The sequence below is a fragment of the Amycolatopsis sp. NPDC034160 genome (genome assembly GCF_055575355.1).
Genome location: NZ_JBVISU010000022.1, coordinates 43,431 through 65,469 on the forward strand (window position 1 = coordinate 43,431; position 22,039 = coordinate 65,469).

General features: G+C 67.8%; 18 protein-coding genes. 7 read left to right on the forward strand and 11 right to left on the reverse strand.

What is annotated here, in order from left to right; translation table 11 throughout:
* Positions 1 to 108 precede the first annotated feature (108 nt).
* From ACZ54P_RS32725 to ACZ54P_RS32735, 3 genes are all read right to left on the reverse strand, one after another.
* Positions 109 to 1,131 carry a glycosyltransferase gene (locus ACZ54P_RS32725; protein WP_465465463.1) on the reverse strand — a complete coding sequence of 341 codons (1,023 nt, stop codon included), beginning with the start codon at positions 1,129 to 1,131 and terminating at the stop codon, positions 109 to 111.
* Complete coding sequence (locus ACZ54P_RS32730) at positions 1,128 to 1,703, reverse strand: hypothetical protein (protein ID WP_465465464.1); 576 nt, start codon at positions 1,701 to 1,703, stop codon at positions 1,128 to 1,130. Before ACZ54P_RS32730 ends, ACZ54P_RS32725 begins: the two co-directional genes overlap by 4 nt.
* A gap of 126 nt (positions 1,704 to 1,829) precedes the next feature.
* Positions 1,830 to 3,005: a carboxylesterase family protein gene (locus ACZ54P_RS32735; protein WP_465465465.1), complete on the reverse strand. Its 1,176-nt coding sequence runs from the start codon at positions 3,003 to 3,005 to the stop codon at positions 1,830 to 1,832.
* Positions 3,006 to 3,031: 26 nt separating this feature from the next.
* On the opposite strand from ACZ54P_RS32735, the gene ACZ54P_RS32740 reads away from it, so the two are divergent.
* Complete coding sequence (locus ACZ54P_RS32740) at positions 3,032 to 3,955, forward strand: LysR substrate-binding domain-containing protein (protein WP_465465466.1); 924 nt, start codon at positions 3,032 to 3,034, stop codon at positions 3,953 to 3,955.
* 10 nt (positions 3,956 to 3,965) lie between these two features.
* On the opposite strand, the gene ACZ54P_RS32745 is transcribed toward ACZ54P_RS32740, so the two are convergent.
* The 5 genes from ACZ54P_RS32745 to ACZ54P_RS32765 are packed head-to-tail and all read right to left on the reverse strand — an operon-like array spanning position 3,966 to position 8,160.
* Positions 3,966 to 4,961, reverse strand: coding sequence for an amidohydrolase family protein (locus ACZ54P_RS32745; protein WP_465465467.1), 996 nt, complete (start codon positions 4,959 to 4,961; stop codon positions 3,966 to 3,968).
* Between the two features lies 1 nt (position 4,962).
* The gene (locus ACZ54P_RS32750; protein WP_465465468.1) at positions 4,963 to 5,484 is read right to left on the reverse strand and encodes a 3-hydroxyanthranilate 3,4-dioxygenase; all 522 of its coding nucleotides are present in this window, start codon (positions 5,482 to 5,484) and stop codon (positions 4,963 to 4,965) included.
* Positions 5,481 to 5,909, reverse strand: a complete 429-nt coding sequence (locus ACZ54P_RS32755; RefSeq protein WP_465465469.1) for a RidA family protein — start codon at positions 5,907 to 5,909, stop codon at positions 5,481 to 5,483. Before ACZ54P_RS32755 ends, ACZ54P_RS32750 begins: the two co-directional genes overlap by 4 nt.
* A complete protein-coding gene (locus ACZ54P_RS32760) occupies positions 5,906 to 6,694 on the reverse strand; it encodes a 2-keto-4-pentenoate hydratase (protein ID WP_465465470.1) in 789 nt (262 codons plus the stop codon). Before ACZ54P_RS32760 ends, ACZ54P_RS32755 begins: the two co-directional genes overlap by 4 nt.
* Positions 6,691 to 8,160, reverse strand: a complete 1,470-nt coding sequence (locus ACZ54P_RS32765) for a 2-hydroxymuconic semialdehyde dehydrogenase (RefSeq protein WP_465465471.1) — start codon at positions 8,158 to 8,160, stop codon at positions 6,691 to 6,693. The genes ACZ54P_RS32760 and ACZ54P_RS32765 overlap by 4 nt, the downstream gene beginning before the upstream one ends.
* Positions 8,161 to 8,491: 331 nt before the next feature.
* Between ACZ54P_RS32765 and ACZ54P_RS32770 the strand changes: the two genes are divergently transcribed.
* The 3 genes from ACZ54P_RS32770 (at position 8,492) to ACZ54P_RS32780 (ending at position 13,364) form a co-directional block, all read left to right on the forward strand.
* Complete coding sequence (locus tag ACZ54P_RS32770) at positions 8,492 to 9,781, forward strand: MFS transporter (protein WP_465465472.1); 1,290 nt, start codon at positions 8,492 to 8,494, stop codon at positions 9,779 to 9,781.
* Between the two features lie 201 nt (positions 9,782 to 9,982).
* Positions 9,983 to 12,289 carry a PQQ-dependent sugar dehydrogenase gene (locus ACZ54P_RS32775; protein WP_465465548.1) on the forward strand — a complete coding sequence of 769 codons (2,307 nt, stop codon included), beginning with the start codon at positions 9,983 to 9,985 and terminating at the stop codon, positions 12,287 to 12,289.
* A 316-nt stretch (positions 12,290 to 12,605) separates the two neighbouring features.
* Positions 12,606 to 13,364, forward strand: coding sequence for an AAA family ATPase (locus tag ACZ54P_RS32780; protein ID WP_465465473.1), 759 nt, complete (start codon positions 12,606 to 12,608; stop codon positions 13,362 to 13,364).
* 16 nt (positions 13,365 to 13,380) lie between these two features.
* Here the strand turns inward: ACZ54P_RS32780 and ACZ54P_RS32785 are convergent, their stop codons facing one another.
* The gene (locus tag ACZ54P_RS32785) at positions 13,381 to 15,540 is read right to left on the reverse strand and encodes a DUF6461 domain-containing protein (protein ID WP_465465474.1); all 2,160 of its coding nucleotides are present in this window, start codon (positions 15,538 to 15,540) and stop codon (positions 13,381 to 13,383) included.
* 175 nt (positions 15,541 to 15,715) lie between these two features.
* Between ACZ54P_RS32785 and ACZ54P_RS32790 the strand changes: the two genes are divergently transcribed.
* The gene (locus tag ACZ54P_RS32790) at positions 15,716 to 16,156 is read left to right on the forward strand and encodes a hypothetical protein (protein WP_465465475.1); all 441 of its coding nucleotides are present in this window, start codon (positions 15,716 to 15,718) and stop codon (positions 16,154 to 16,156) included.
* A 978-nt stretch (positions 16,157 to 17,134) separates the two neighbouring features.
* On the forward strand, positions 17,135 to 18,163 hold the full coding sequence (locus tag ACZ54P_RS32795) for a hypothetical protein (protein WP_465465476.1): 1,029 nt from the start codon (positions 17,135 to 17,137) through the stop codon (positions 18,161 to 18,163).
* Positions 18,164 to 18,233: 70 nt separating this feature from the next.
* On the opposite strand, the gene ACZ54P_RS32800 is transcribed toward ACZ54P_RS32795, so the two are convergent.
* Entirely contained in the window at positions 18,234 to 19,685 is a 1,452-nt protein-coding gene (locus ACZ54P_RS32800) for an amidase (RefSeq protein ID WP_465465477.1), read from the reverse strand.
* 324 nt (positions 19,686 to 20,009) lie between these two features.
* Between ACZ54P_RS32800 and ACZ54P_RS32805 the strand changes: the two genes are divergently transcribed.
* Entirely contained in the window at positions 20,010 to 20,531 is a 522-nt protein-coding gene (locus ACZ54P_RS32805; RefSeq protein WP_465465478.1) for a hypothetical protein, read from the forward strand.
* A 908-nt stretch (positions 20,532 to 21,439) separates the two neighbouring features.
* Here ACZ54P_RS32805 and ACZ54P_RS32810 read toward each other — a convergent pair.
* The gene (locus ACZ54P_RS32810) at positions 21,440 to 22,030 is read right to left on the reverse strand and encodes a hypothetical protein (RefSeq protein WP_465465479.1); all 591 of its coding nucleotides are present in this window, start codon (positions 22,028 to 22,030) and stop codon (positions 21,440 to 21,442) included.
* Between the last annotated feature and the right edge of the window lie 9 nt (positions 22,031 to 22,039).

Genomic DNA, 22,039 nt, shown 5'->3' on the forward strand with positions numbered 1-22,039 from the left:
ATGGCATGGCCATCATGTCGACCCACGATGATGAGAAAGCGAATGACCACAGCGTTGAAAGCGGGAGCCCTGGCTGCGGTGACAATTTCGGCTTGCCTGCGCGAGCGGTCAAGTATCCGTGTTCGCCAGATCATCCAAGACCGACGCCGCGCGCTCCGCACCGTCACCTGGCGACCATCGTGTCCACTCGGTTCCGTCATGCGTTTTCGCCCGTTCCAGCAGTGGTGGCCATTGGTCCGCCTCGGGCCAAGTCGTCGCGACGATCGCGACGTCGACCTGGCGGAGCATTTCAGCCGTGCCGTGCTGCTCATCGTGCGGACGATTCTGCGGGATCACCACAGCCGGACGGCGGGCCGCTGCCACCTCGGCAAGAGCGTTCTGGCCGGCATGGGTGACCACGACATCCGCGGCAGTCAGCCAGCACCAGACATCGTCCACCCAGCCGTGCCAGGTCAGGTTGGCTTGCGTCGGAGCTTCGGGGATCGACATTCCGAGCACATGCCAATCCCAGCCAGGGGATGCGGCCGCGGCGCCGGCGATCATCTCGGCACTGACGTCCGACCCTCCCGCGCCCCACAGGACCAGCACTCGCCGGCTTGGTCCCAGAGCGGGCGCGGCGCGGCCATCGAATCGGGACAGCGCACCGAGATAGACGGTCTTGTCCAGCCATCGTTGCGGCCACATCGAGGCCGTAAGACGAGGCCATGGCGCCAGCAGGAGCTCGGCGAGATCGTAAGCGAGCCGATGTGGCCGGTCACCGCGGTCGCCGGGCTGGGCTACGACCACCACAGGGATCCCATACAGCCGTGCGAAGACCGACACCTCGACGGAGACATCGACCACCATCACGCGGATCTCGCCTTTGCCGAGTTCCTTCCCGATCAGGTCCATCCTTCGACGTAATCCGGCATGTCGGCGGGGAACCCAGTGAAGCGTCCCGCCGGCGGCCACCTCGACACGGGAGGGATCGACGACGTCGGCATCGTCAGGAAGCCGGATCCATCGCCCTGTCCACGCCTCCGGCTTCGGTGCGGTGGAGAACCCGATGACCGGGCTCTTCGCTTCAGCAGCGATCACCGCGGCCCGATGGACATGGCCGGCACCAAGATGGTGCGCGTAGTAGCCGATCATTCGCACGCCCCCGCCCGCTTGAACTCAGCCAGCAGCCCCTGCGGGGACGGTTCGCGCCATAACAAGAACAGCGCGATGGTGCCCGAACAGATGACCGACGCGAGCACGCCCGCGGTGATCAAGAGGGCTTGTGCTCGGATGAGAGACCAGCCGATGATCAGAGCCACCACCGAGCTGCCCATGAACACGGACCGGACACCCCAGTATCCGAGCATGCCGAATCGCAGCGGGTTTTCGCGGACGAAGGCTTCCCACCTCAGCTTCCCGCCGCCATGACGCGGCTCGAATTCCTCTGAAAGATACAAGGCACACCGACTGATGGCATGTGCGTGGTTGAGCCAGGTAATGCCGAGAATAAGTGCCAGAACCGGATAGACGAAAGCCAAGCTGGGACTTCGCGCCTGGACAGCGACCCCAAGGACTGCACCGACGGTCACCACCGTGAGTGAAACGAGCTGAGATTGAAGCTCGATGAGTTTGGTGATTTCCGTACGCAGTCCTACGAACTCTGCCACGACCAGCGCGTCCCGTGCAGAGGCGTCGGCCTTTGGCTCGCTCTCGGCGTCCCTCACCTGGTCATCCTAGCCACTGACTTCCAAGATCATTCGAGATGCGCAGGACTGAGGCCGGTCCGCTCCATGCTCGCGGGCTTCTCCTCAGCCGTCAGACGAGACAGCAGCCGGAACACTCGACAGCACTCAGGGTTTCGCGAACCTGATCGGGTGGCCCGTCACCGGAGTGGGATCGAGGACACCGGTGCGGGCGAACGTCGCCCACACGGCGCGGAGCCCGGTGCCGAAGGCGTCGACCTCGGGCCAGGGAACCTTCCCCAGCATCGGACTGTCCTGCCAGGCGCGCCGCGTGCCGAGCAGAAGCGGGAGTTCCACGCAGTGGGTAGCGCCGAACTCGGACGCCTCAGGCCGCCAGTCGAGCCGGTACGAGCAGACGCCCGCTCCGGCTTCGCGCAGCCTGTCACCGAAGGCGGCCAGCGGTTCGACGTAGACCTCGTCGGTCCCGGCGGCGCCGGGGAACGCCGTCATGTCGTCGGCGTTCCAGCCGTACAGCACGTCGAGATCGCGGACGTTCTCCGCGAAGGACGCCGGGGCCGTCGTGTCCACCGGGACGAACGCGGGTTCCATGGGGTTCCCGGTGAGCCGCAGGTTGGTCAACGCGGTTTCCTTGTGCGCGGCAAGGATCTCCGTGAGTCCGGCGGTGCGCGGGTCGGTGCCGAGCGCGTCGGCGAACACCTGGCCGATCCTCGCCGCTTCCTCGGGACGGCGGACGGCGAGGCCGAGCGGCGCGCTCTGCAGGATGGCCCGCCGGAACAGGCCGCGTGCCTCAGGCAGATCCATCAGTAGCCGGATCGAGATTCCGCCTGCCGACTGCCCGGCAACGGTCACGTTGTCCGGGTCGCCGCCGTAGGCCGCGATGTTGGCCCGCACCCAGCGCAGCGCCTCGAGCTGGTCGGCCAAGCCGAGGTTGCCGGGGCTGACCCCGTCCAGGTACAGGTAGCCGAGCGCGCCCAGCCGGTAGTTGACGCCGACCACCACCAGATCGCCCTCGGCGGCCAGCGCGCCGCCGTCGTACCAGTCCAGCAACCCGCCACCGCTGGAGAATCCGCCGCCGTGCAGCCAGACCAGCACCGGCCTGCGCTCGGTGTCCCGGCTCGGCGTGCTGATCGTTAGGTTGAGGCAGTCCTCGCCCTGCGGGTGGTGATCGCGCGGTGGCCCCATCACCCGGTCCAGCCGGGAAGGCGGTTGCGGACAGATCTCCCCGCTGGACGGCCGCTGCTCCGAAGCGGTGATGGCGACCGGTGGCGCGAATCTCGCCGCGGTGGCGTAGCGAATCGGTCCGGTTCGGACAATCGTGCTCATACACACCTCGCGGGTAGGATCGGCAGGTGATCTTGCCTCGCCTGCTGGACGGCCGACTGAAGTTCCGCCATCTCGTCCTGCTCGACGCGCTGGCCAGGCAGGGCACCGTGGTCGGGGCGGCCGCCGAATTGCACGTGACGCAGCCGGTGGCGACCAGGAGTCTGCACGAACTCGAGGAGATCCTCGACGTGCGGTTGTTCGAACGCGGTCCGCGCGGCATCACCCCGACCGTGTTCGGCGAGGCGTTCACCGGGCACGCCCGCGCGGTGCTCGCCCAGCTCGAACAGGCCGGGCGGCACGTCGCCGAGCTGGCCGACGCGGAACGCGGCACGGTGGTGGTCGGCACCCATCTCGCCGGGTCGAACATGTTGCTGCCACGGGCGATCGCGGCGATCAAGACCGTGCGGCCGTACCTGACCATCGTGGTCCGGGAGGGTTCGCCGGAGGCGTTGCTGGTGGAGCTGGAGGCCGGCCGCGTCGACCTGATCATCGGCAGGCTGACCGCGCCGTCGGACGAGCGGATCGAGCGGCGCAGGCTGTACGACGAGTCGGTGGATCTCGTGGTGCGCAACGCGCATCCGCTGGCCGGAGCGACCGGCGTCGCGCTGGCCGATCTCGCGGGGTATCCGTGGATCCTGCCCGGCGCGGAGACCGCGCTGCGCCGCGAGCTGGAACAGTTCTTCACCCGCAACGGCTTCCCTCTGCCCGCCAACCGGGTGGAGACCACCTCGTTCCTCACCGTGCGGCAACTGCTGCTGGAGACCGACGTGATCGCGGCGCTGCCCAGCCTGATCACCGAGGACGACCCGCGGATCACCAGGGTCGCGTTGGCATTGGAACCCGTCGGGCACAGCGTCGGCCTCACTTTGCCCGCCCAGCGCACGCTCAGCCCGTCGGTGGACGCGCTGATCCGCAGCCTGACCGACGTCGCCGCCGATATGTCGCATTAGGACTGTCCGATCACGACAAGGCCAGGAAGCGCTCGGCGTTTCCTCTGGTGATCAGCCGTCGCTCGGTCTCCCTGAGGAATCCGCTTTTGCGCACCACCTCACCGACAGGACGTTCACCGAGTGGGTACGGGTAGTCGCTGCCGACCATCACCCGCTCCGCGCCGACCGTGTCCACCAGCAACCGCAGCGCCCGCTCGTCGAAAACCACCGAGTCGACGTGGAACCGGTCGAGGTAGTGCGACGGCGGGAACTCCGAGGTGCCGATCACGTCGTTCCGCCGGTGCCAGGCGTTCTCCATCCGGCCGAGCCAGAACGCGAACGACCCGCCGCCGTGCGCGAAACAGATCTTGAGGCTCGTGTCGATCCGGTCGAACACCCCACCGAGCACCAGCGCCAAAATCGACAGGTGCGTTTCGGCGGGCATGGCGGTCAGCCACCGCGCCATCCACCGGTCCAACCTCGGTGAATCGGCCATGTCCCACGGGTGCACGAACACCGGGACCCCGAGCGACGCGCAGTGCTGCAGAAAGGTTTCCACCCCGGCACTGTCCAGGTCCTGGTCGCCGACGTGGTTACCGATCTCCACTCCGCGATGCCCGGCGGCGAGGCAACGTTCCAGTTCACGGCACGCGGCGTCGGTGTCCTGCAACGGAACCTGGCAGAACGGGAGCAGGCGGTCCGGCGCGGGCGCGACGATCTCCAGCACCAGATCGTTGAAGATCCGGGCGATCCGGGCCGCCTGTTCGCCGGTCCGGCCGTAGTTGAAGAACGCGGGTGTCGGGGAGACCACCTGGGTGTGCACGCCGTCGGCGTCCATGTCCAGCAGTCTGGTCTCCGCGTTCCAGCAATCCGCGCCGATCCGGCGGAACTCCTTGTCCCCCATCATGATCATCGCTTCGGACTCGGTTTCCGCGCGTAGCCACGGCGCGTCCGGCCCGGCGTCGGCACGCAGGTCCGGCCAGCCGTTCGGCACGTAATGCGTGTGGATGTCGATCAGGCCGGTCATCTCAGCCCTTCCCGGGATGAAGGGCACCGCAATCGCCGCACGTGCGGGCCTGCTCGTCGCCGTAGAACGCGGTGAACACCGGCGGTAGATCCTCGACGATGTCGCGCACCTGGAGTTGCACCTCGTGCACCAGCGCGTCGCAGTCGAGGCAGTACCACTGGAACTTCTCCAGCGTGCCCTCCTCCCGGACGCGTTCGATGACCAGGCCGATCGAGTCGGCCTCCGGACGCTGCGGCGAGTGCGGGACATCCCCCGGCAGCAGCCAGGTGTCGCCTTCGGAGATACGGACGGTCTTCTGGCCTTCGCCGGTCATGATGTTCACGTGCATGTCGCCCTTGAGCTGGTAGAACCATTCCTCGTAGGGATCGACGTGGAAGTCGGTGCGCTGGTTCGGGCCGCCGACGACCTGCACGATGAAATCGTTGCCGAGCGCCATGGTCCGGTTGTTCACCGGCGGTTTGAGCAGATGCTCGTGCTCGGCGATCCAGGCCTGGAAATTGACCACCTCGGGAATGTGGGTCATCGCGAAACCTCCGTGTTCTTCGGCAGCCGAGCGATCGCCTGAATTTCGATCAGCAGATGCGGATGTGGCAATTGGTGTACCGCGACCGTGGTGCGGGCCGGGCCGGTTTCGTCGAAGTACTCGCCGTAGACCTCGTTGTAGCCGCCGAAATCGTTCATCGAAACGAGGAAGGTGGTGATCTGGGTGAGGTCGGTGAGGTCGGCACCGACCTCGCGAAGGATGCCGCGGATGTTCTCGATCACCGCGCGGGTCTGCGCCCGGATGTCCAGGTTCGTGGTGCCGAGTTCGTCCACCTCGACTCCGGCGAAGGTGTTGTCCGGCCGCCGGGAACTGGTGCCGGAAACGAAGACCAGATCTCCCGTGACCTTCACATGCGGGAACCGGCCTCTCGGCGTGGCCAGCCCGGAAATCACCCGTCCACTCATGCCAGCCCCCGCACCGAAACGCGGCCGAGCCCGGCGATGTCCGCCTCGGCGACGCCGGGCGCGAACGGTATCGCCTCGGTCGCCGCCCCGGCCAGCACCACCTGGCCCGCCCGCAACGGGATGTCCCGTTTCCGGCACAACTCGACCAGCGCGGGCAGCGCGCGCACCGGATCGCCGAGTATCGCCGCGGTCGAACCGGTCACTTCGCGGTCCCCCGACCGCAGCCGCACGGCCCGGTCCGCCACCGCACCGACCGCACGCCAAGGGCCGAGCACGTACCCGGCGGCCGAGGTGTTGTCCGCGACCACATCGGTGTAGGTGAACCGGAAATCCCGGTATCGGGAGTCGATGATCTCGATCGCGGGTGCCATGGCGCCCACAAGGGACTCGATGTCGGGCGCGGGGTCGGCGAGGTCGACGTCGCGGGCCAGCCGGTAGGCGACTTCTGGCTCCACTTTCGGATGAATGAAGCCGGCCAGCGAAACCCCGCCGCCGTCGGCGATCCTCATCGCGTCGGTGAGTCTGCCGACGATCACCTCGGATACCCCCATCTGCGCCATTTTCGCCTCGCTGGTCAGTCCCAGCTTGACCCCGAGCACCCGCTCGCCACGAGCCTCCCGGCGGGTCACCAACGCGGCTTGGATCGCGTACGCGTCGGCGATGTCGACCTCGTGGTCGTCGGCGAGGCTCGGGGTGTCCGCGCACCTGGTCTGCGCGGTGTCCAGCCGATCGGCGAGCGCGGAGATCTTCGCGATGTCCACGATCATGTCCTCCTGTCCGGTCACAGCCGCACGCACACATTCGTCGGCTCGGTGTAGAAGTGCAGCGAGGACGCGCCGCCCTCCCGGCCGATACCGGAAAGCCCCATGCCGCCGAACGGCGAGCGCAGGTCGCGCAGGAACCAGGTATTCACCCAGGACATGCCGACGTGCATGGCTTGCGCGACCCGGTGTCCCCGGCGCAGGTCGGTGGTCCACACCGACGATGCCAGCCCGTAATCGGTGTCGTTGGCGAGAGTGATCGCCTCGTCTTCGGTGTCGAACGGGATCAGCGCGGCCACCGGGCCGAAGATCTCCTCACGCACCGGCCTGTCCGCATTGGACAAACCGGTCCACAGGGTCGGCTCCAGCCAAGAGCCGCCGTCGAGTTCCGGCCCGAGCTCGGGAATCCCACCGCCGGTCAGGGTTTCGGCCCCGGCCTGTTCGGCCAGCTCGAGGTAGTCCAGCACTTTCCGCCGGTGCTCCGGCGAGATCAGCGGGCCGGTGGTGGTCCGTTCCGCCGACGGGTCGCCGAGCCGCAGCCCGCGCGCCCGCTCCACCAGGCCGGCCGTCACGTCCTCGAAGACCGAGCGCTGCACGTACACCCGCTCGGTGCACAGGCACACCTGCCCGGTGTTCGCGAACACCGAGCGGGTCAGCCCATCGAGCGTCTCGTCGAGGTCGGCGTCTTCGAACACGATCGCCGCGTTCTTCCCGCCCAGCTCGAACGAGACCGGACGTACCCTGGGCGCGACCGTGCGCATCACCTGGGTTCCGGTGGCCGACGAGCCGGTGAACGTCACCCCGTCGATGCCGGGATGCTCGGTCAGATACTGCCCGGCGGAATCGCCACCGAACCCGTGCACCACGTTGTACACACCCGCGGGCAAGCCGACTTCGGCCAGCACCTCGGCGAGCAACGTCGCGGTGGAAGGGGTTTGGTCACTCGGTTTGACGACGACCGCGTTACCGCAGCCGAGCGCGGGCGCGACCTTCCAGGTCAGCAACAGCAGCGGCAGATTCCAGGGCACGATCACGGCGACGACGCCGAGTGGTTTGCGGACCGCGTAGTTCAGTGCCTGTGCCCCTCCGGGCAGGTCGGTGACAAACGATTCCTGCCCCGCGGCCGCGATCACGTCGGCGAACGTGCGGAAGTTCGCCACCGCGCGGGCCACGTCCAGTTCACGGGCCTGGGTGACCGGCTTTCCGGTGTCCGCGACCTCGGCAGCGACGAACTCCTCGAACCGCGCTTCGATCCGGTCGGCGGCCCGGCGCAACAACGCGGTCCGCTCCGGCACCGGAGTGTCCGCCCAGCCGTCGTGCAACGCCGCGCGGGCACCGGTGACCGCGCGGTGCACCACCGCCCGATCCGCCTCGTGCACCCGGGCGAACTCCACGCCGGTCGCCGGATCGATCGCCGGGAACCCAGGCCCGTCCGGCTCGGCGAAGCCGCCGTCCACGAAGTTGCGGATCCACCGCACTGACTGCGTCATGCCCTTCACTGTGGTCGTCCGCGCCATGCGGAACAAATGCGTATCCGCGCCTGCGATATGCCCAAATGCGCATAGCGGCAGAGGTAGTCCGAAGCTGGGCCGGTCGTGAGTGGCGATTCGTGTTCTAACCCGAATCGCCACTCACGACCAGCTTGTCCCACGCTCACCGCGAGTCTCGAACGCGGCACACACGACTCCCCCGCGATATACCCATTCGGACATAGCAGGACGACGATTCGGCATTTGTGGCCTATGCCTCACGGTGTCAGGCTTCTGCCCCATCGTCGCCAGCCGTGATCGGCTGCCGCCAGAGTCGATTGGGTTTCCGCAGATGAACGCACCCGCGCCCCGCAGAATCGCCGCCGCCACACTCGCCGGGACCACCCTGGAGTGGTACGACTTCTTCCTCTACGGCACCGCGTCCGCGCTGATCTTCAACAAGCAGTTCTTCCCCGCGCTCAGCCCCACGGTCGGCACCCTGGCCGCGTTCAGCACCTTTGCCGTCGGCTTCATCGCTCGCCCACTCGGCGGTCTGGTGTTCGGCCATTTCGGCGACCGGCTCGGCCGTAAGTCCTCACTGGTGGTCTCGCTGATGCTGATGGGCGTCGGCTCCACGTTGATCGGGGTGATCCCGAACTACCAGGCGATCGGCGTCTGGGCGCCGATCCTGCTGGTCGCGATGCGGATCGTGCAGGGCATCGGACTCGGCGGCGAAGGGGCTGGCGCGACACTGATGTCGATGGAGCACGCACCGTCCGATCAGCGGAACCGGTACGCCGGGTTCCCGCAGATGGGCACCCCGGCCGGGCTGGTACTGGCGAATCTGCTGTTCCTCGGCACCAGCGCGGTGCTACCCGCGAGCGCGTTCGCCGCGTGGGGCTGGCGGATCCCGTTCCTCCTGAGCTTCGTCCTGGTCGCGATCGGCCTGCTGATCCGGCTGCGGATCACCGAATCACCGTCCTTCACCCGGGTGGCCGAGGGCAACGAGGTCGTCCGGTTCCCGCTCGGTGCGGCGCTCAAGGTCGGCTTCGGCAGGCTCGCGCTGACCCTGCTGGTCGGCGTGGCGAACTCGGCGGTCGCCTACGTGTTCATGGTCTTCACGCTGTCCTATGGAACCCAGAACCTGCATTACGACCGGCAGTTCCTGATCCTCTCGGTGACCGGGTCGGCCGCGCTGTGGTTCGCCACCATTCCTGTCTGGACCAGGATCGCCGACCGCCACGGCAGGCGCGCCATGTTCGTCGCCGGGTCGGCCGCACTGCTGCTGTGGTGCCTCGCGTTCTTCCCGTTGCTCAACACCGGCAGCGCCGGGTTCGCCATGCTCGCGCTGGCGGGCATGGGCCTGATCATCCCGATCACCCACTGCGTGCAGGGCGCGATCATCGCGGACACCTTCCCGGCCAACGTCCGGTTCTCCGGGATGTCGCTGCTGCTCCAGGGTGGCGCGATCCTCGGCGGCGGACTCGCGCCGATGATCGCCACCGCGGTGCTCACCGCGACCGGCTCGACCACCGGCATCACCTGGTATCTCGCCGCGATCTGCGGTGTCAGCATGATCAGCGCGACGGTCCTTTTCCGCCTGGTCCCGTCCCACACCCCCGCTCCCGCGATCACGGCCTGAGGTAAGGCGCTCACCGGCGCCGCGGACGGAGACTCGGTCGCGCAGTCTCGCGTCGTCCGCGAAGGACTGACGGGCAAAAGCGTGGCGGTTTTAGCGAGTTGTACGCATTTCTGTCATACGCGTAACAACTTTCGGTCTTCCCGCGCCATACCGGACAGCTGTCGGCTTCTTTCCGGTCCCTGCGCAGGAGGAGTTCGCGTGATGAATTCTCGTCGTCCCTTGTTCCCACGAAGATCAAGACGCACGCTCGCGGTCGGCATCGTCGGTCCGCTGGTCGGCGCGCTCGCGGTCGCGCTCGTCACCGCGGCGCCCGCCGAAGCCGCGGTGCCTGCCGGTTTCACCGACACGGTGGTGATCGGCGGGCTCAGTTCACCGACCGCCACCGCGTTCGCGCCGGACGGCCGGGTGTTCGTCGCGGAGAAGAGCGGCCTGGTCAAGGTCTTCGACTCGCTCGCCGACACGACGGCCACGGTCTTCGCCGACCTCCGTCCGCAGACCCAGGATTTCTGGGACCGCGGCCTTCTCGGACTGGCCGTCGACCCCGCCTTCCCCGTTAGGCCGTATGTCTACGTCTCCTACACCCTCGACGCGGAGCCCGGCGGCACGCCGCCGCGGTGGGGCGACACTTGCCCGACCCCGCCGGGTGCCACCACCAAGGGCTGTGTCGTCACGGGCCGCGTCTCGCAGCTGACCATGGGTTCGGCCGGCACGGCCGTCAGTGAGAAGCCGCTGGTCACGGGCTGGTGCCAGCAGTTCCCCAGCCACTCGGTCGGCGCTCTCGCCTTCGGACCGGACGGTGCCCTGTACGCGGGCGGCGGTGACGGCGCCAGCTTCGGCTTCACCGACTACGGCCAGGTCGAGAACCCTTGTGCCGACCCGCCCTCGCCCGCCGGGACGAACCTCACGCCGCCGACGGCTGAAGGTGGCGCACTGCGGTCGCAATCGCCGCGCCGCCCCGCCGGCCAGCCGGTTCTGCTCAACGGCACGTTGCTGCGCCTCGACCCCGACACCGGGGATGGCCTGCCCGACAATCCCTTCGCGAACAGCGCCGACGCCAACGCCCGGCGCGTGATCGCCTACGGCGCGCGGAATCAGTTCCGGTTCGGCTTCCGGCCGGGCACCAGTGAGCTGTGGGCGGGCGACGTCGGCTGGGACACCTGGGAGGAGATCAACCGCGTCGCCGACGTCGGCGACAGCGTGGCGGAGAACTTCGGTTGGCCTTGTTTCGAGGGCAACGCCAGGCAGGCCGGTTACGACGGCGCGAACCTCGACCGATGCGAGTCCCTGTACAGCTCCGGCGGGCAGTCGGCGCCGTATTACGCCTACAACCACTCGGCCAAGGTGGTGGCGAGTGATGCGTGCCCCACCGGCGGTTCTTCGATCAGCGGCATCGCCTTCGAGGCCGGGAGCAACTACCCCGCCGAGTATTCCGGCGCGCTGTTCTTCTCCGACTCCTCCAGGGGTTGCATCTGGGCCATGCAGGCGGTCGGCGGTCAGCCGAGTGCGAGCCGTCTGGTGCCGTTCGTGACCGGCGTCAACGCACCGGTGCAGGTGCTCACCGGCCCTGGCGGCGACCTGTTCTACGTCGCGCTGGGCAGCGGCGAAGTCCATCGCGTGAGCCACCCCGGCGGCACCAACCGGCCGCCGGTCGCGGCGGCCACGGCGAGTCCGGCGAGCGGCCCGGCGCCGCTGACGGTCCAGTTCGACGCCACCGGCTCCACCGATCCGGACGCCGGGGACACTCTGTCCTACGCCTGGGATCTCGACGCCGACGGCGCCTACGACGACTCATCGGCTTCCAGCCCCACCTGGACCTACACGACCGCCGCCACCGTCGACGCCGGGCTGCGGGTGACGGACTCGCACGGCGCGAGCGCGACCACCACGGTGCGGGTGACCGTCGGGAACCCCGTAGGTCTCGATCCGGTGCCGGTCATCGACGGCCCGGCGAGCACACTGACCTGGTCGGTCGGCCAGACGGTGCCCTTCGCGGGCCGCGCTGTCGACGCCCAGGACGGTCAGCTCCCGCCGTCGGCACTGTCCTGGCGGCTCGCGATCCGGCACTGCGCGGCGAACGGCACCTGCCACACGCACAACGTCCAGGACTTCCCCGGCGTCGCGTCCGGCTCGTTCGTCGCACCGGATCACGACTATCCGTCGTACCTGCAGCTGACCCTCACCGCGACCGATTCGAGTGGCCGCACCGGCAGCAGGACCGTCGACCTCCAGCCGAAGACGGTGTCACTGAACTTCACTTCGAGCCCCAGCCAGGCGATGCTCACGGTCGGCGGCACGCGGCAGCGCACACCGTTTACCCGGACGGTGATCGCCGGTTCCACCAACTCGATCAGCGCGGACAGCCCGCAGAACCTGCCGCCGCTCAACCTGAAGTACGCCTTCACCGGCTGGGCGCACGGCGGCCCGAGGACGCAGAACATCATCGCGCCCGCCACGTCCACGACCTACCGGGCCGACTACCGGCTCTGCTGGCTGCTGCAACCCTGCTAGACCGTGGGGCGTCGCCGACTTCACTTTCTGGCGATTGAATCGTCCATACATACGGTTCCGTGTGGGGTCGTGAGTGGCAATGAGGGTTAGAACCCTCATTGCCACTTGCGACCCCCTTCACAAACCGCGCAAAGCACCCGAATCGGGCGCTGCGGTCTCTCCGCAGCAGTCGCGCCGGCCAGCGGTTACAGGACTTTGCCGGGCGGCTATCGGACAATCGGATCATGGCCGCTTCCGCACACCCACCGGTGACCACTGACGACCTGCGCCACCCCGAGCGCGTCGCCACACTCGAACCCGCCGGCGGGAGCCTCGCGTGAGCAGCGGCGGCGGGTTCGTCCAGTCGATCCGGCTGGCACCGGACTCCGACACCGGCCGTTATCCCTTCACCCTGCCCGTCGTGCGGCAACTGGCCCGGACCGGTGGGCTGGCCCTCGATCCCGGGGTGACGTTCCTGGTCGGCGACAACGGCACCGGCAAATCCACGCTCGTCGAGGCGATCGCGGTGGCGGCGGGCTTCAACGCCGAAGGAGGGTCCCAGTCGTTCCGGTTCGCCACCCGCGCCACCGAGTCCAGCCTCGGTGACCAGCTGGTGCTGCGCTGGGGCGTCCGCAAGCCGCGTACCGGGTTCTTCCTGCGCGCCGAGTCCTACTACAACGTCGCATCCGAGATCGAACGCCTCGACCAGGACACTGGATCTTCACCGCTGTTGCCCGCTTACGGCGGCATCTCCCCGCACGAGCGCTCCCACGGGCAGTCCTTTTTGGACCTCGTCACCCACCGATTCGGGCCGGGTGGGCTGTATTTGCTGGACGAACCGGAAGCGGCGCTGTCCCCACGGGGCTGTATGGCGTTGATAGCGCGGATCGTCGAACTGGCCGCCCAGGGCAGTCAATTCGTGGTGGCCACCCACTCTCCGATCCTGCTCGCGGTGCCCGGCGCGCGGATCCTGCAGATCGACGGCGACGGCGGCATCGAGCGAGTCCGTTACGACGAGGCCGAGGCGGTCACCCTGACCCGCGGCTTTCTTGCCCACCCGGACCGATATCTGCACCACCTCCTCATCGACGACTGATTCGCGGGCGCCCGCTCTACGATTCCCGTGCCACTCGCCGCGCGTACTCCAGCAGGCCCTCCCCGCGCGGTCCGGCCGCGGATCGCGCCGCCGACAGTGAGCCGATCGCGGCGGCCAGCGGGTCCGGATTGGTCGCCTGGTGGAGCGCCTGCCACACCCAGGCGTGTTCCCGGTATGCCCGTAACTGCGCTCGCCTGACCAAGAGTTCAGCCTCCGGATTCAACCGGCGCTCCGTGAGTACGGCGGCGATGACGGGGTCTCCGGCGACACCGGCGTGCTCGACCACCGCCGACGCCGCCCGCCAGGCCAGGTCCAGCAACGTTTCCTCGGGTACGAAGGCCAGCCGATCGGTTTCGGCGCCTAAAGGACCGCTACCGGGGAACGCGCGCGAACCGTCCGCGTTACGCGCCTCGGGATACAGCTCGGGAAGGTGCGGCAGGATGCGATAGGCGACGCCCTCCTCGACCATCCGCTCGAGGTCTTCCTTCCGCAGCCGGTAGCCGGTGTACCGCTCGACGGCGAGAAGGCCTTTTCCCAGCCTGTCGCGATAGCTGCCGAAATCGAGGCCGGCCAACGCTTGGTTCACCTCCGGGTCGTCGACCTCCTCCACGTATCCGAGTTCTGCCGAAGCCAGGACCTTTCCGTTGTCGGCGAAGGACAGCCGGGTCACCGCGTTGATGTTCCAGAACAGGCTCGCCGTCCGGCCTGCCCGTGACAACGGCTCCAGTACCGGCCGGTGCGAACCCTGGAAACCATTGAACTCGACGGCAAGCACCCCGCCCTCGACCGAAAGCACGGCCACCCAGGGGTCGATGTCGAATTCCTCCGCCAACTCCTGCGCGGACTCCGGTTCGATCGGATCCGCACCGAAAGCGCGGAGCACCTCGGTGGGCGAGGCGTCCCTGACCACCGTGACCGTCGCCGCTTCACCGAGCACGCTCTCGCGGATCCACCGATAGGCGGCCTCCGGTGGCGCCACGAGGTCAGGCACGGGTTCGCCGCGGACGACGTAACCGAGCCTGTCACCGCGTTTGTGCACGATGTCCGGACCCGGCGGCGCCTGCCAGAGCATCAGTTCGTAGCGCTCGCGCTCCTCGCCGTCTCGGCCGATCGCGTGCACCCGCACGCGGAAGTCGCCCGACCACGGCGGTGTTCTCAGGCGCCGTGAGTCGGTTTCGCTCAACGTGGCGTCACCCCGCTCGGCCCGCCAGGAGATCTCGACGACCTCGTCCCACCAGTCGAGTTCCACTTCCTCCGGTGGTTCTTGGAGGATCCGCGTCGACACGGGCACCTGGCCCTCCCCCAATCCGGTCCGGACGGCGACTCCGCCAGGAACCGCGACGGCCAGGCCGTTCCCGCTGAAGTCGGCCTCGCCGACACGGGGACGCTCGGCCAGGGTGAACCGGTGCCCACGCACCTCGGCCGAACCCGACGCCGACACCGGCAGCACGTATTCGGCCCGGTGTTTCTCCAGCAGCGCGGCCTCATACGCGGGCGGCATCGGGCTTTCGCTCAACAAAGCCGAAGCCGCACCCAACGCGACACCGACGACGGCCGCGGACGTCCCGGCGAGGAGCGGAGCGCCCACCCTCCTCAGTACCGGCGCGGCGACCGCGACGGCCAGTGCGAGATGAGCCGCTCCGTGCGCCGCCGCCAGTTCCTCCTCGCCGGTGAGCTCCGGCGGGGCCGCCAGCAGCGGCATCACGGCCCGGTGCCCGGCCAGTTCCTTGGCCAGCGCCACGACCAGCCCGGAGATCCCCGGCCGCAGCTGATCGAGCAGGCGCACCGCGTTGACGGTCTCGGCGCTCGGCCCGCCGATCATCCCGAAGCCGAAGGACCGCGGTGTCGCGTCCGGCCCCGGCACCGCCGCATCGACCTCGGCGGGGACGGGGACGGCCAGCGCGTCCAAGGTCAGTTCGAGCGCACCGAGCAACCGCTCGGAGACGGGATCTCCGAGCGAACGCAGCCGGCTCAACGCCGCCGATTCACCATGGCCCGTTACCAGCCGTCCCACCACCAGGCCGAAGGCGTCCGGCTTCGCATCGGGAGCGCCCAGCCTGCCGAGCGCCGCCGCCGGACCGCGCGGGATCCGCCCTCGCAGCATCGGTACCAGCTCCGCGACCACCGGCACGAGCGCGTCCGCCAGCCCCGTCGGTACCTCCGTGTACTTCTCCATCGCAAACCCCCGATGTTCGACAACGCGGACACGCTAGCGGGTGCCACCGACAGATTGGGTTCGAGTCCAAAGTGGACGAATTTCCGTGGTGCCACAGAGGCTGGGTACTCGGCCTCGGCTCCGGAGTCGACGATGCGGTGTCCGAGGCTGCGACCGAGCAGGCTAGTTTGCTCGGGTGAGTCTCCTCGATGATGTGGCCGAGCGCGACGGCTGGCGATGCTGGGTGTGCGACGAACCGGTCGACCCCGGAATGTCGGTGAACGATCCGCGCGGGCCCAGTGTCGACAGCCGGACCGCCGACCGGAAGGCCAAGATCGCCGAGCGCCTCGCGCACCGCGGCTGCAACACCCGCAAAGGCGCGGTCAAGGTGGTCATCGCCTGGCCGGACCGCCTGCACGTGGTGGAACCCGCGCCGCTGATCACCGTCGCGGGGCGACTGGAGCGCAAGGGAGGCCGCGAAATGGTGGCCCGTTGCCCGACCGAGCAGGACGCCCGAGAAGCGGCGGACTGGCTGGTGGACCGGTTCTCCCGACTGGTACCAGGGCTGCCGGTGACCGCGACGATCGAACCGGGTGGCGGCCAATTCCTCGTCATCCTGGCCGCCGGACGGCGCTGACCTTCACCGTCCGGATCCGCGGCGATCTCGATGGTGCGGGCGTGGGCCCGATGCCGGCTGCGCCGTGAACCCCCCTTGCGCCAGGGTCCCGGCAAAGTCGTCTCGTGATGGAGTTGACAAAAGTGGGCTCACTTATCGAGAAGTAAGACAACGTGGCGTGACCGACACCGCTACGGCACATTCCCTCGAAGCCGCGGCCACTGCTGCCCATATCGCGAAAGCCACTTTCGGGACACCACATGTCCTCAAAGTGGCTTTCGCGACACAGCGGGAACACCGCTGTGTCAGCATCGAAACCTCACACCACCTCTGCCTTACCTCTCAGCAAAAGGCTCGACAGGGCTCTTGCCTGTCCATGCGGGGCACTTTTCGATGCCACGGCGCCCGATTCGGGTGCTTTGCGCAAGGTGAACGTGGCGTGCCGCGTGTGACGTCAGCTCACGCCGCGGTCTGATGTCCCAGCCCCCTATTCGCCGCTCACACTCCTAGGGTGACCAGCCTCGACGAGGGATCGCGAAGGTCACTTTCGCAACTAGTCGAGAAAGTGCCTGAGCGATCTGGCGGTTGGGTTGACGACCCCGAAACTGTGGCAGTTAGTGAAAAATTAGCGGTCGCGGTCACAGTGGCCACCACCGGCCCTACACAACCAAAGGGAAACAGCTATGTCCGGACTGAGGTCTCGAACGGATGTCACAGCCGTTATGGCGGTGGCAGCGTGCTTCACATTCACGACACCGACAGCTGATTCTCGCTGACCTAGCGACCTCTGCACATGGACGGCTTCGCACTCGCCGATGACCTGCGATGACACAACACCCGAGATTGGATGGTTCAGCCACTATGCAGAAGGACCAACCGAAAGAACTGCCTGGCAGCGCGAGCGGGGCTGCGCGATCTTCTCCGGACTCGGCGAGCGCGCGGACCTCCGACGAGGGTACTGGCCTCGATCTTGCCGGGCGGGGCCGAGCTACCGGGTTCATGAAGCGTGCTTTCTTCCTTGTCGTGATCGCGCTGCTGGCCGCCGCGGTCCCCGCGACCGCGATCCCCACGGCCGGTGAACTTCCCGGTGGGCGGGCCAATTTCGTGGTGTCGACCGGAAGCCTGACCACCGGCTCGACCAGTAACTGGTTCCGGTTGGGCACCTACGCGTTCGACGCGGCCACCGGCAAGGTGTCAGCGCGCATGCACGTGTGGGAGCAGACTAAGCCCACACAGCGGACCGGTATCAAGGTCACTCCGGACTCGTCGTGCTCGACCACCGATCCGAAGGTGACCGACAAGGTCCGCCCCTGCGAGATCATGACGGCGGGCGGGTTCACCGGTGCTCCCGACGACGTCCGGCAGGGCACCTATGTGCTGGGCACCCAAGACGGCAAGCAGACCGTCACGATCACCTGGTCGCCGACCTGGACGGACAAGTGGTCCGTGGACACCCAAGAGGCGCTGGCGCGGTTGAACTTCGTGAGTTCCACCCGGGTCAACAGCGGTTACGGCTACGGCAGCAACGCGGCGTTGACCGACCGTCGTGCGATGTCGAGCGTGCAATCGCATCCGGGAGATCTGCGTTATGTCGGAAAGGGTTGGACGGGTGGTACGGCGAGCGATGTGGCCAGTTCGTTCTCGGTTCGCTCCTTCAAAACCTGCAAGACGGTGACCTGGTGCCTGACCTACCTGCAGCCGTCATCGGCGAAGGTGTGCCAGGCGGGCGGCGGCTGCCCGAACTACGGCGGCGGCACCCCGGCCAACGTCAGTTCCTTGCAGTACTACCTCGGCCGGGTGAACTCGGGCGACCGGCGCGACGCGCTGTGGCACTGGTGCACCTGCCTGGCGATGGAACGTGGCGAGCCTTGCTACACCGGTAATTCGCACGTGAAACCGTTGTTGCAGATCCTCGACGACAACGGCGCTTTCCGCGGCTGGGTAGGCGTCGAAGGCTCCTTCTCGACCAACGGCGTCCGCAAAAGCGACATGCTCGCCGTCTTCGCTCAAGCCGACTGGGTCGTTTAGCCAGTGCCCCAGAAGTCCGGCGCAGGCCGGGATGGGCGTCCTCGACAACGCCCATCCCGGCCAGTAGGCCCTACTCCGGTGCCTCGAAGCCGCCGATCTTCCGCTCCAGCAGTTCGGCCAGCCGCAGCGGGGTGCGGTCCTCGAACATCGGGCCGATGAGCTGCACTCCGACCGGCAGGCCCTCGGGCGACCGGCCCGTGGGGATGGCTGTCGCGGGCAGGCCCGGCATGGTGGCCAGGCCTGCCCAGACCAACTGGTCGAAGTACGGGTATTCGACGCCGTCGATGTCGACGCGACGTCCCAGCGGATCGGGGTCGTGGTCGTGCGGGAAAGCGGGCGTCGGCGTTATCGGGCAGACCACGGCGTCGAACTCGGCGAACAGCTGCCGCCAGTCGTGACGGTGGACCTCACGACGGCTGTTCGCCTCGAGCCAGTCGCGGTGACTGAACAGCATCGAGCGCAACCGCACGGAGTCGAGACTCTGGTCGTCCGCGCTCAGTCCGGCGACGCGGGCCCGCAGCTGCTCGTCCGAATCGACGGGGAAACGCGCGACGGAGCCCGAAATCATCAACTGCATGTAGAGCGTCGCGGCTTCGGTCAGATCAGGCAGCAGCGGACTGTGCCGTTCGACGCGGGCACCGCTGTCGACCAGCGCGGCGGCCACCCGGTGCACGCCCGCCCGCACGGCGGCCCCGGTCGGGATGAGCGAATGCTCGTCGATGACCAAGACGCGGAAATCGCGGAGCCGCTCGTGGCGAGCCGGCGGCAACGCCAGCCGGTGCGCCACGCCGCGCGTCAGCGGGTCCGGTCCGGCCATGACGCCGAGCAGGAGCGTGAGGTCGCGGGCGGTGCGCGCCATCGGACCGGCCACGGCGAGGTCGAGGTCGGTGGGCAACGCCGGCTCGGACGGCGCGACCATACCGCGGGTGGCCACCAGCCCGAGCGTCGGCTTGTGCGCGTAGACACCACAGAAATGTGCGGGGGTGCGCAGCGAACCGGCGAGGTCGGAACCGATGGAGAGCGCGCCGAACCCGCACGCCAGTGCCGCCGCCGAGCCGCCGGAAGACCCGCCCGCCGTGCGCTGGTGATCCCACGGATTGTTAGTGGTGCCGTAGATCTCATTGAAGCTCTGGATGTCTTGCAGTCCCAACGGCACATTGGTCTTGCCGAGTATCACCGCGCCGGCGGCTTTGAGCCGCGACACCTGTACCGCGTCCTCGGACGGCAGGTAGTCCCGGTGCGGCGGCATGCCCCAGGTCGTGGGGAGCCCGGCGACGTTGTAGGACTCCTTGACCGTCACCGGAACACCGAGCAGCGGCCGGTCCTCACCCCGCGCGCGGGCCTGGTCGGCGCTGTGCGCGGTGGCCCGCGCACGGTCGAAGTCCGGCACACAGATCGCGTTGATCACCTTGTCTTCGCGCTCGATACGGGCGATCGCCTCTTCGGTCAGTTCCACCGACGTGACCGCACCGGCGCGCAACGCGGCGACGAGTTCTTCGGCCGTTCGAAAGCTCCATTCCATGAATTCGAAGCTATCGGACCACTTCAGCAGCCACGAAATTCCGGTGCGCGCAACCAAGAAATCGAACGGGCCGCCTTCGCTCGCGAAGGCACGCACTCATCACCCCGACGAAGAGATGAACCCGCAGGTCACAGCGCCGAAGGCCGGTAAGATCCGCAGGCGCAAGCCAGGAAACGCCGCGCCGCACAACAGGATGGACGTCTCAATTCTCCCGCTCTTTACGAGGGAAGGAAAAGCGCAGGCGTGTCGATGGAAGGAGGCGTACGCTTTGTGCCGGTGTTGATTGCCCTGAGCGCTTGGAGTCATCGAGTGGAGGATGTTTCGGTGCGTATGGCGCTCTCGGCGGCGAGGGCGGCCGAGCGCTGCGGCTGCCTGCGGCCGGGCGACTGGCCGGACGTCGCGGTCAGCATGCTGCTGGAAGGCAATGAAGATCCGGAGATCGCCGAACTGGCCGGGATGGGCCGCCAGGTGACCGGGTGGGACACCGAGCCGTTGGTGACCACCGTATCCGAGCGGCACGGTGTCTCGATCCCCGGCCAGAGTGAGTCGACGGAACTCGTGGCCCGGTTGATGGCGGACGACCTTCGTGCCCGGCCCGCCGCGGTCACCGCGCCGATGATCCGTCTGCTCGCCCGCCTCGCGCCCCCGGACTTCGAGTCGGATCTGGCCAACCGATGCTTCACGGCGGAAGAGTATTTGGACTGCGACTGCGCACAGGTGGACCCCGATCTCGAAGCGGAGTTGCACCTCCTGCCGACTCTGCGGCTGCCCGCCTCACTCGTCCAAGTACTCGCGCGACCACTGCGCTCGACGCTCCCGGCAACTCGACCCGATCGCGGGCATTAGCCAGGGAGTGGTCGGTAAAGGAACGAGGGGTCGGACTCGATCGGCGCGCCTCGGTAGCCGGTAATGGCGTCACGCAAGGCTCGTACGGCCCTGGACGGTTCGACGTCCTCCGACTGGCGAGCCGAACGACCCTGCTGAGCCCCGGCTCGGCGAAGCGGGTGACGCGGAACCTGGATCATCAGCGGTGAGACGCCGGTGGCATTCGACCACGACTGCCGGGAGGGATCTGTGGCTCCTGCGGGGTGGTCATCAACGGGCAAGCACATCTTCCCCGCTCATCCACGTCGGCCTCCAGGTTGCCGAAGAACGACCTCACCACACCTCGATCAGGCTCAACCCGTCCCTGACTGTCCATAACGGACACTCCCCGCGACCATGGCCCTCGTTTCAGGTGATTCGCGCGATCTCAAGAAGCGATCGTGAGTGCTGATGAGGGTTCTATTAAGGGGTAAGGCAAATGTGTCGTAGTTGTGGGCGGGCCTGTTCGCCGGGATAGCGGGTTGCGCGAAGGCGTAACTCGCGTGCTCGGGCACGGGACTCGCATGCCTGGATCCCGCACTCGGGTGTCCCGGTTCTCTTGAGGGGTAGGGCAAAGGTGTCGTGTTGTGGGCGACGTCGGCTCGTGCCGCGGCCGGATGTCCCCAATGCCGCATGGGAGACGCTGACCGTCTCCAATGTGGCATTGGGAACATGCCCGCCTCCCGATTGGTGTCATGGTCGGCCACCTAGGCGCCCGCGCGTTCCCGCGAAGGCGGTGCCCGCTGCTCGTGTCGCGAAAGCCACTTTCAGGACATGTGATGTCCCGAAAGTGGCTTTCGCGACACCTACGGGACGCCACCGCCCAGTGCCGAAGCCTGACGTCCAACGTCTCACAGACCCTCCCCAACACGACACCCTTGCCTTACCCCTCAGAGTGCCGCGCGTGTTCTGCTGCGCAGCCACAGTTCGCGCCATCGGTGGTGCGCGAGCAAGGTCCGGAACTCGGGGCGATGCGCGGCCGGACGGGGGTCTACGCCACAGACAGGACAGGGGTGGTCCGCGGTTAGCGACTGTCCACAAGCGCGGCACGTCACCACCGGATCGACACCGGAGACAGAGGCGGCGATCACCCGCCGGACCACGACGGCGAGCCGGTCTGCCGGGTGTTTTTCGAAGTCGGGGCAGTAGGCGATCGTTCCGGACCAGCTACGCCACTGGTCGGCACGAGGAGGTGTCCGGCGTCCGGACGCCTTCTCCCGGCGGCGGCGCGCGATGTAGTCCTCGACCTGCGCGCGCCACACGAAGCGGGCTTCTTCCAGTTCGTCCACCATGCTCAGCAGCGGCAACGGTCCGGCGTCGACCCCCTCCGACCCGTCCGCGCTGACGACCAAGTGGTGCCAGGTGGCGCGAAAACCGTACGGCGCGAAACACAGCACACACTCTCGCAGCGACAGCGACCTGTCTCTCGGCGCCAGGTCGGTGTCGCGAACCCGACGAGCCGCGGCGGGAAAACTCGTCACCGCGCCACC

What these genes read in the sequence shown, in the direction of transcription:
- ACZ54P_RS32725 (WP_465465463.1), bottom strand. Translation starts at nt 1,131, where the DNA reads ATGATCGGCTACTACGCGCACCATCTTGGTGCCGGCCATGTCCATCGG.
- ACZ54P_RS32735 (WP_465465465.1), bottom strand. Translation starts at nt 3,005, where the DNA reads ATGAGCACGATTGTCCGAACCGGACCGATTCGCTACGCCACCGCGGCG.
- ACZ54P_RS32745 (WP_465465467.1), bottom strand. Translation starts at nt 4,961, where the DNA reads ATGACCGGCCTGATCGACATCCACACGCATTACGTGCCGAACGGCTGG.
- ACZ54P_RS32750 (WP_465465468.1), bottom strand. Translation starts at nt 5,484, where the DNA reads ATGACCCACATTCCCGAGGTGGTCAATTTCCAGGCCTGGATCGCCGAG.
- ACZ54P_RS32755 (WP_465465469.1), bottom strand. Translation starts at nt 5,909, where the DNA reads ATGAGTGGACGGGTGATTTCCGGGCTGGCCACGCCGAGAGGCCGGTTC.
- ACZ54P_RS32765 (WP_465465471.1), bottom strand. Translation starts at nt 8,160, where the DNA reads ATGACGCAGTCAGTGCGGTGGATCCGCAACTTCGTGGACGGCGGCTTC.
- ACZ54P_RS32770 (WP_465465472.1), top strand. Translation starts at nt 8,492, where the DNA reads ATGAACGCACCCGCGCCCCGCAGAATCGCCGCCGCCACACTCGCCGGG.
- ACZ54P_RS32775 (WP_465465548.1), top strand. Translation starts at nt 9,983, where the DNA reads ATGAATTCTCGTCGTCCCTTGTTCCCACGAAGATCAAGACGCACGCTC.
- ACZ54P_RS32785 (WP_465465474.1), bottom strand. Translation starts at nt 15,540, where the DNA reads ATGGAGAAGTACACGGAGGTACCGACGGGGCTGGCGGACGCGCTCGTG.
- ACZ54P_RS32795 (WP_465465476.1), top strand. Translation starts at nt 17,135, where the DNA reads ATGAAGCGTGCTTTCTTCCTTGTCGTGATCGCGCTGCTGGCCGCCGCG.
- ACZ54P_RS32800 (WP_465465477.1), bottom strand. Translation starts at nt 19,685, where the DNA reads ATGGAATGGAGCTTTCGAACGGCCGAAGAACTCGTCGCCGCGTTGCGC.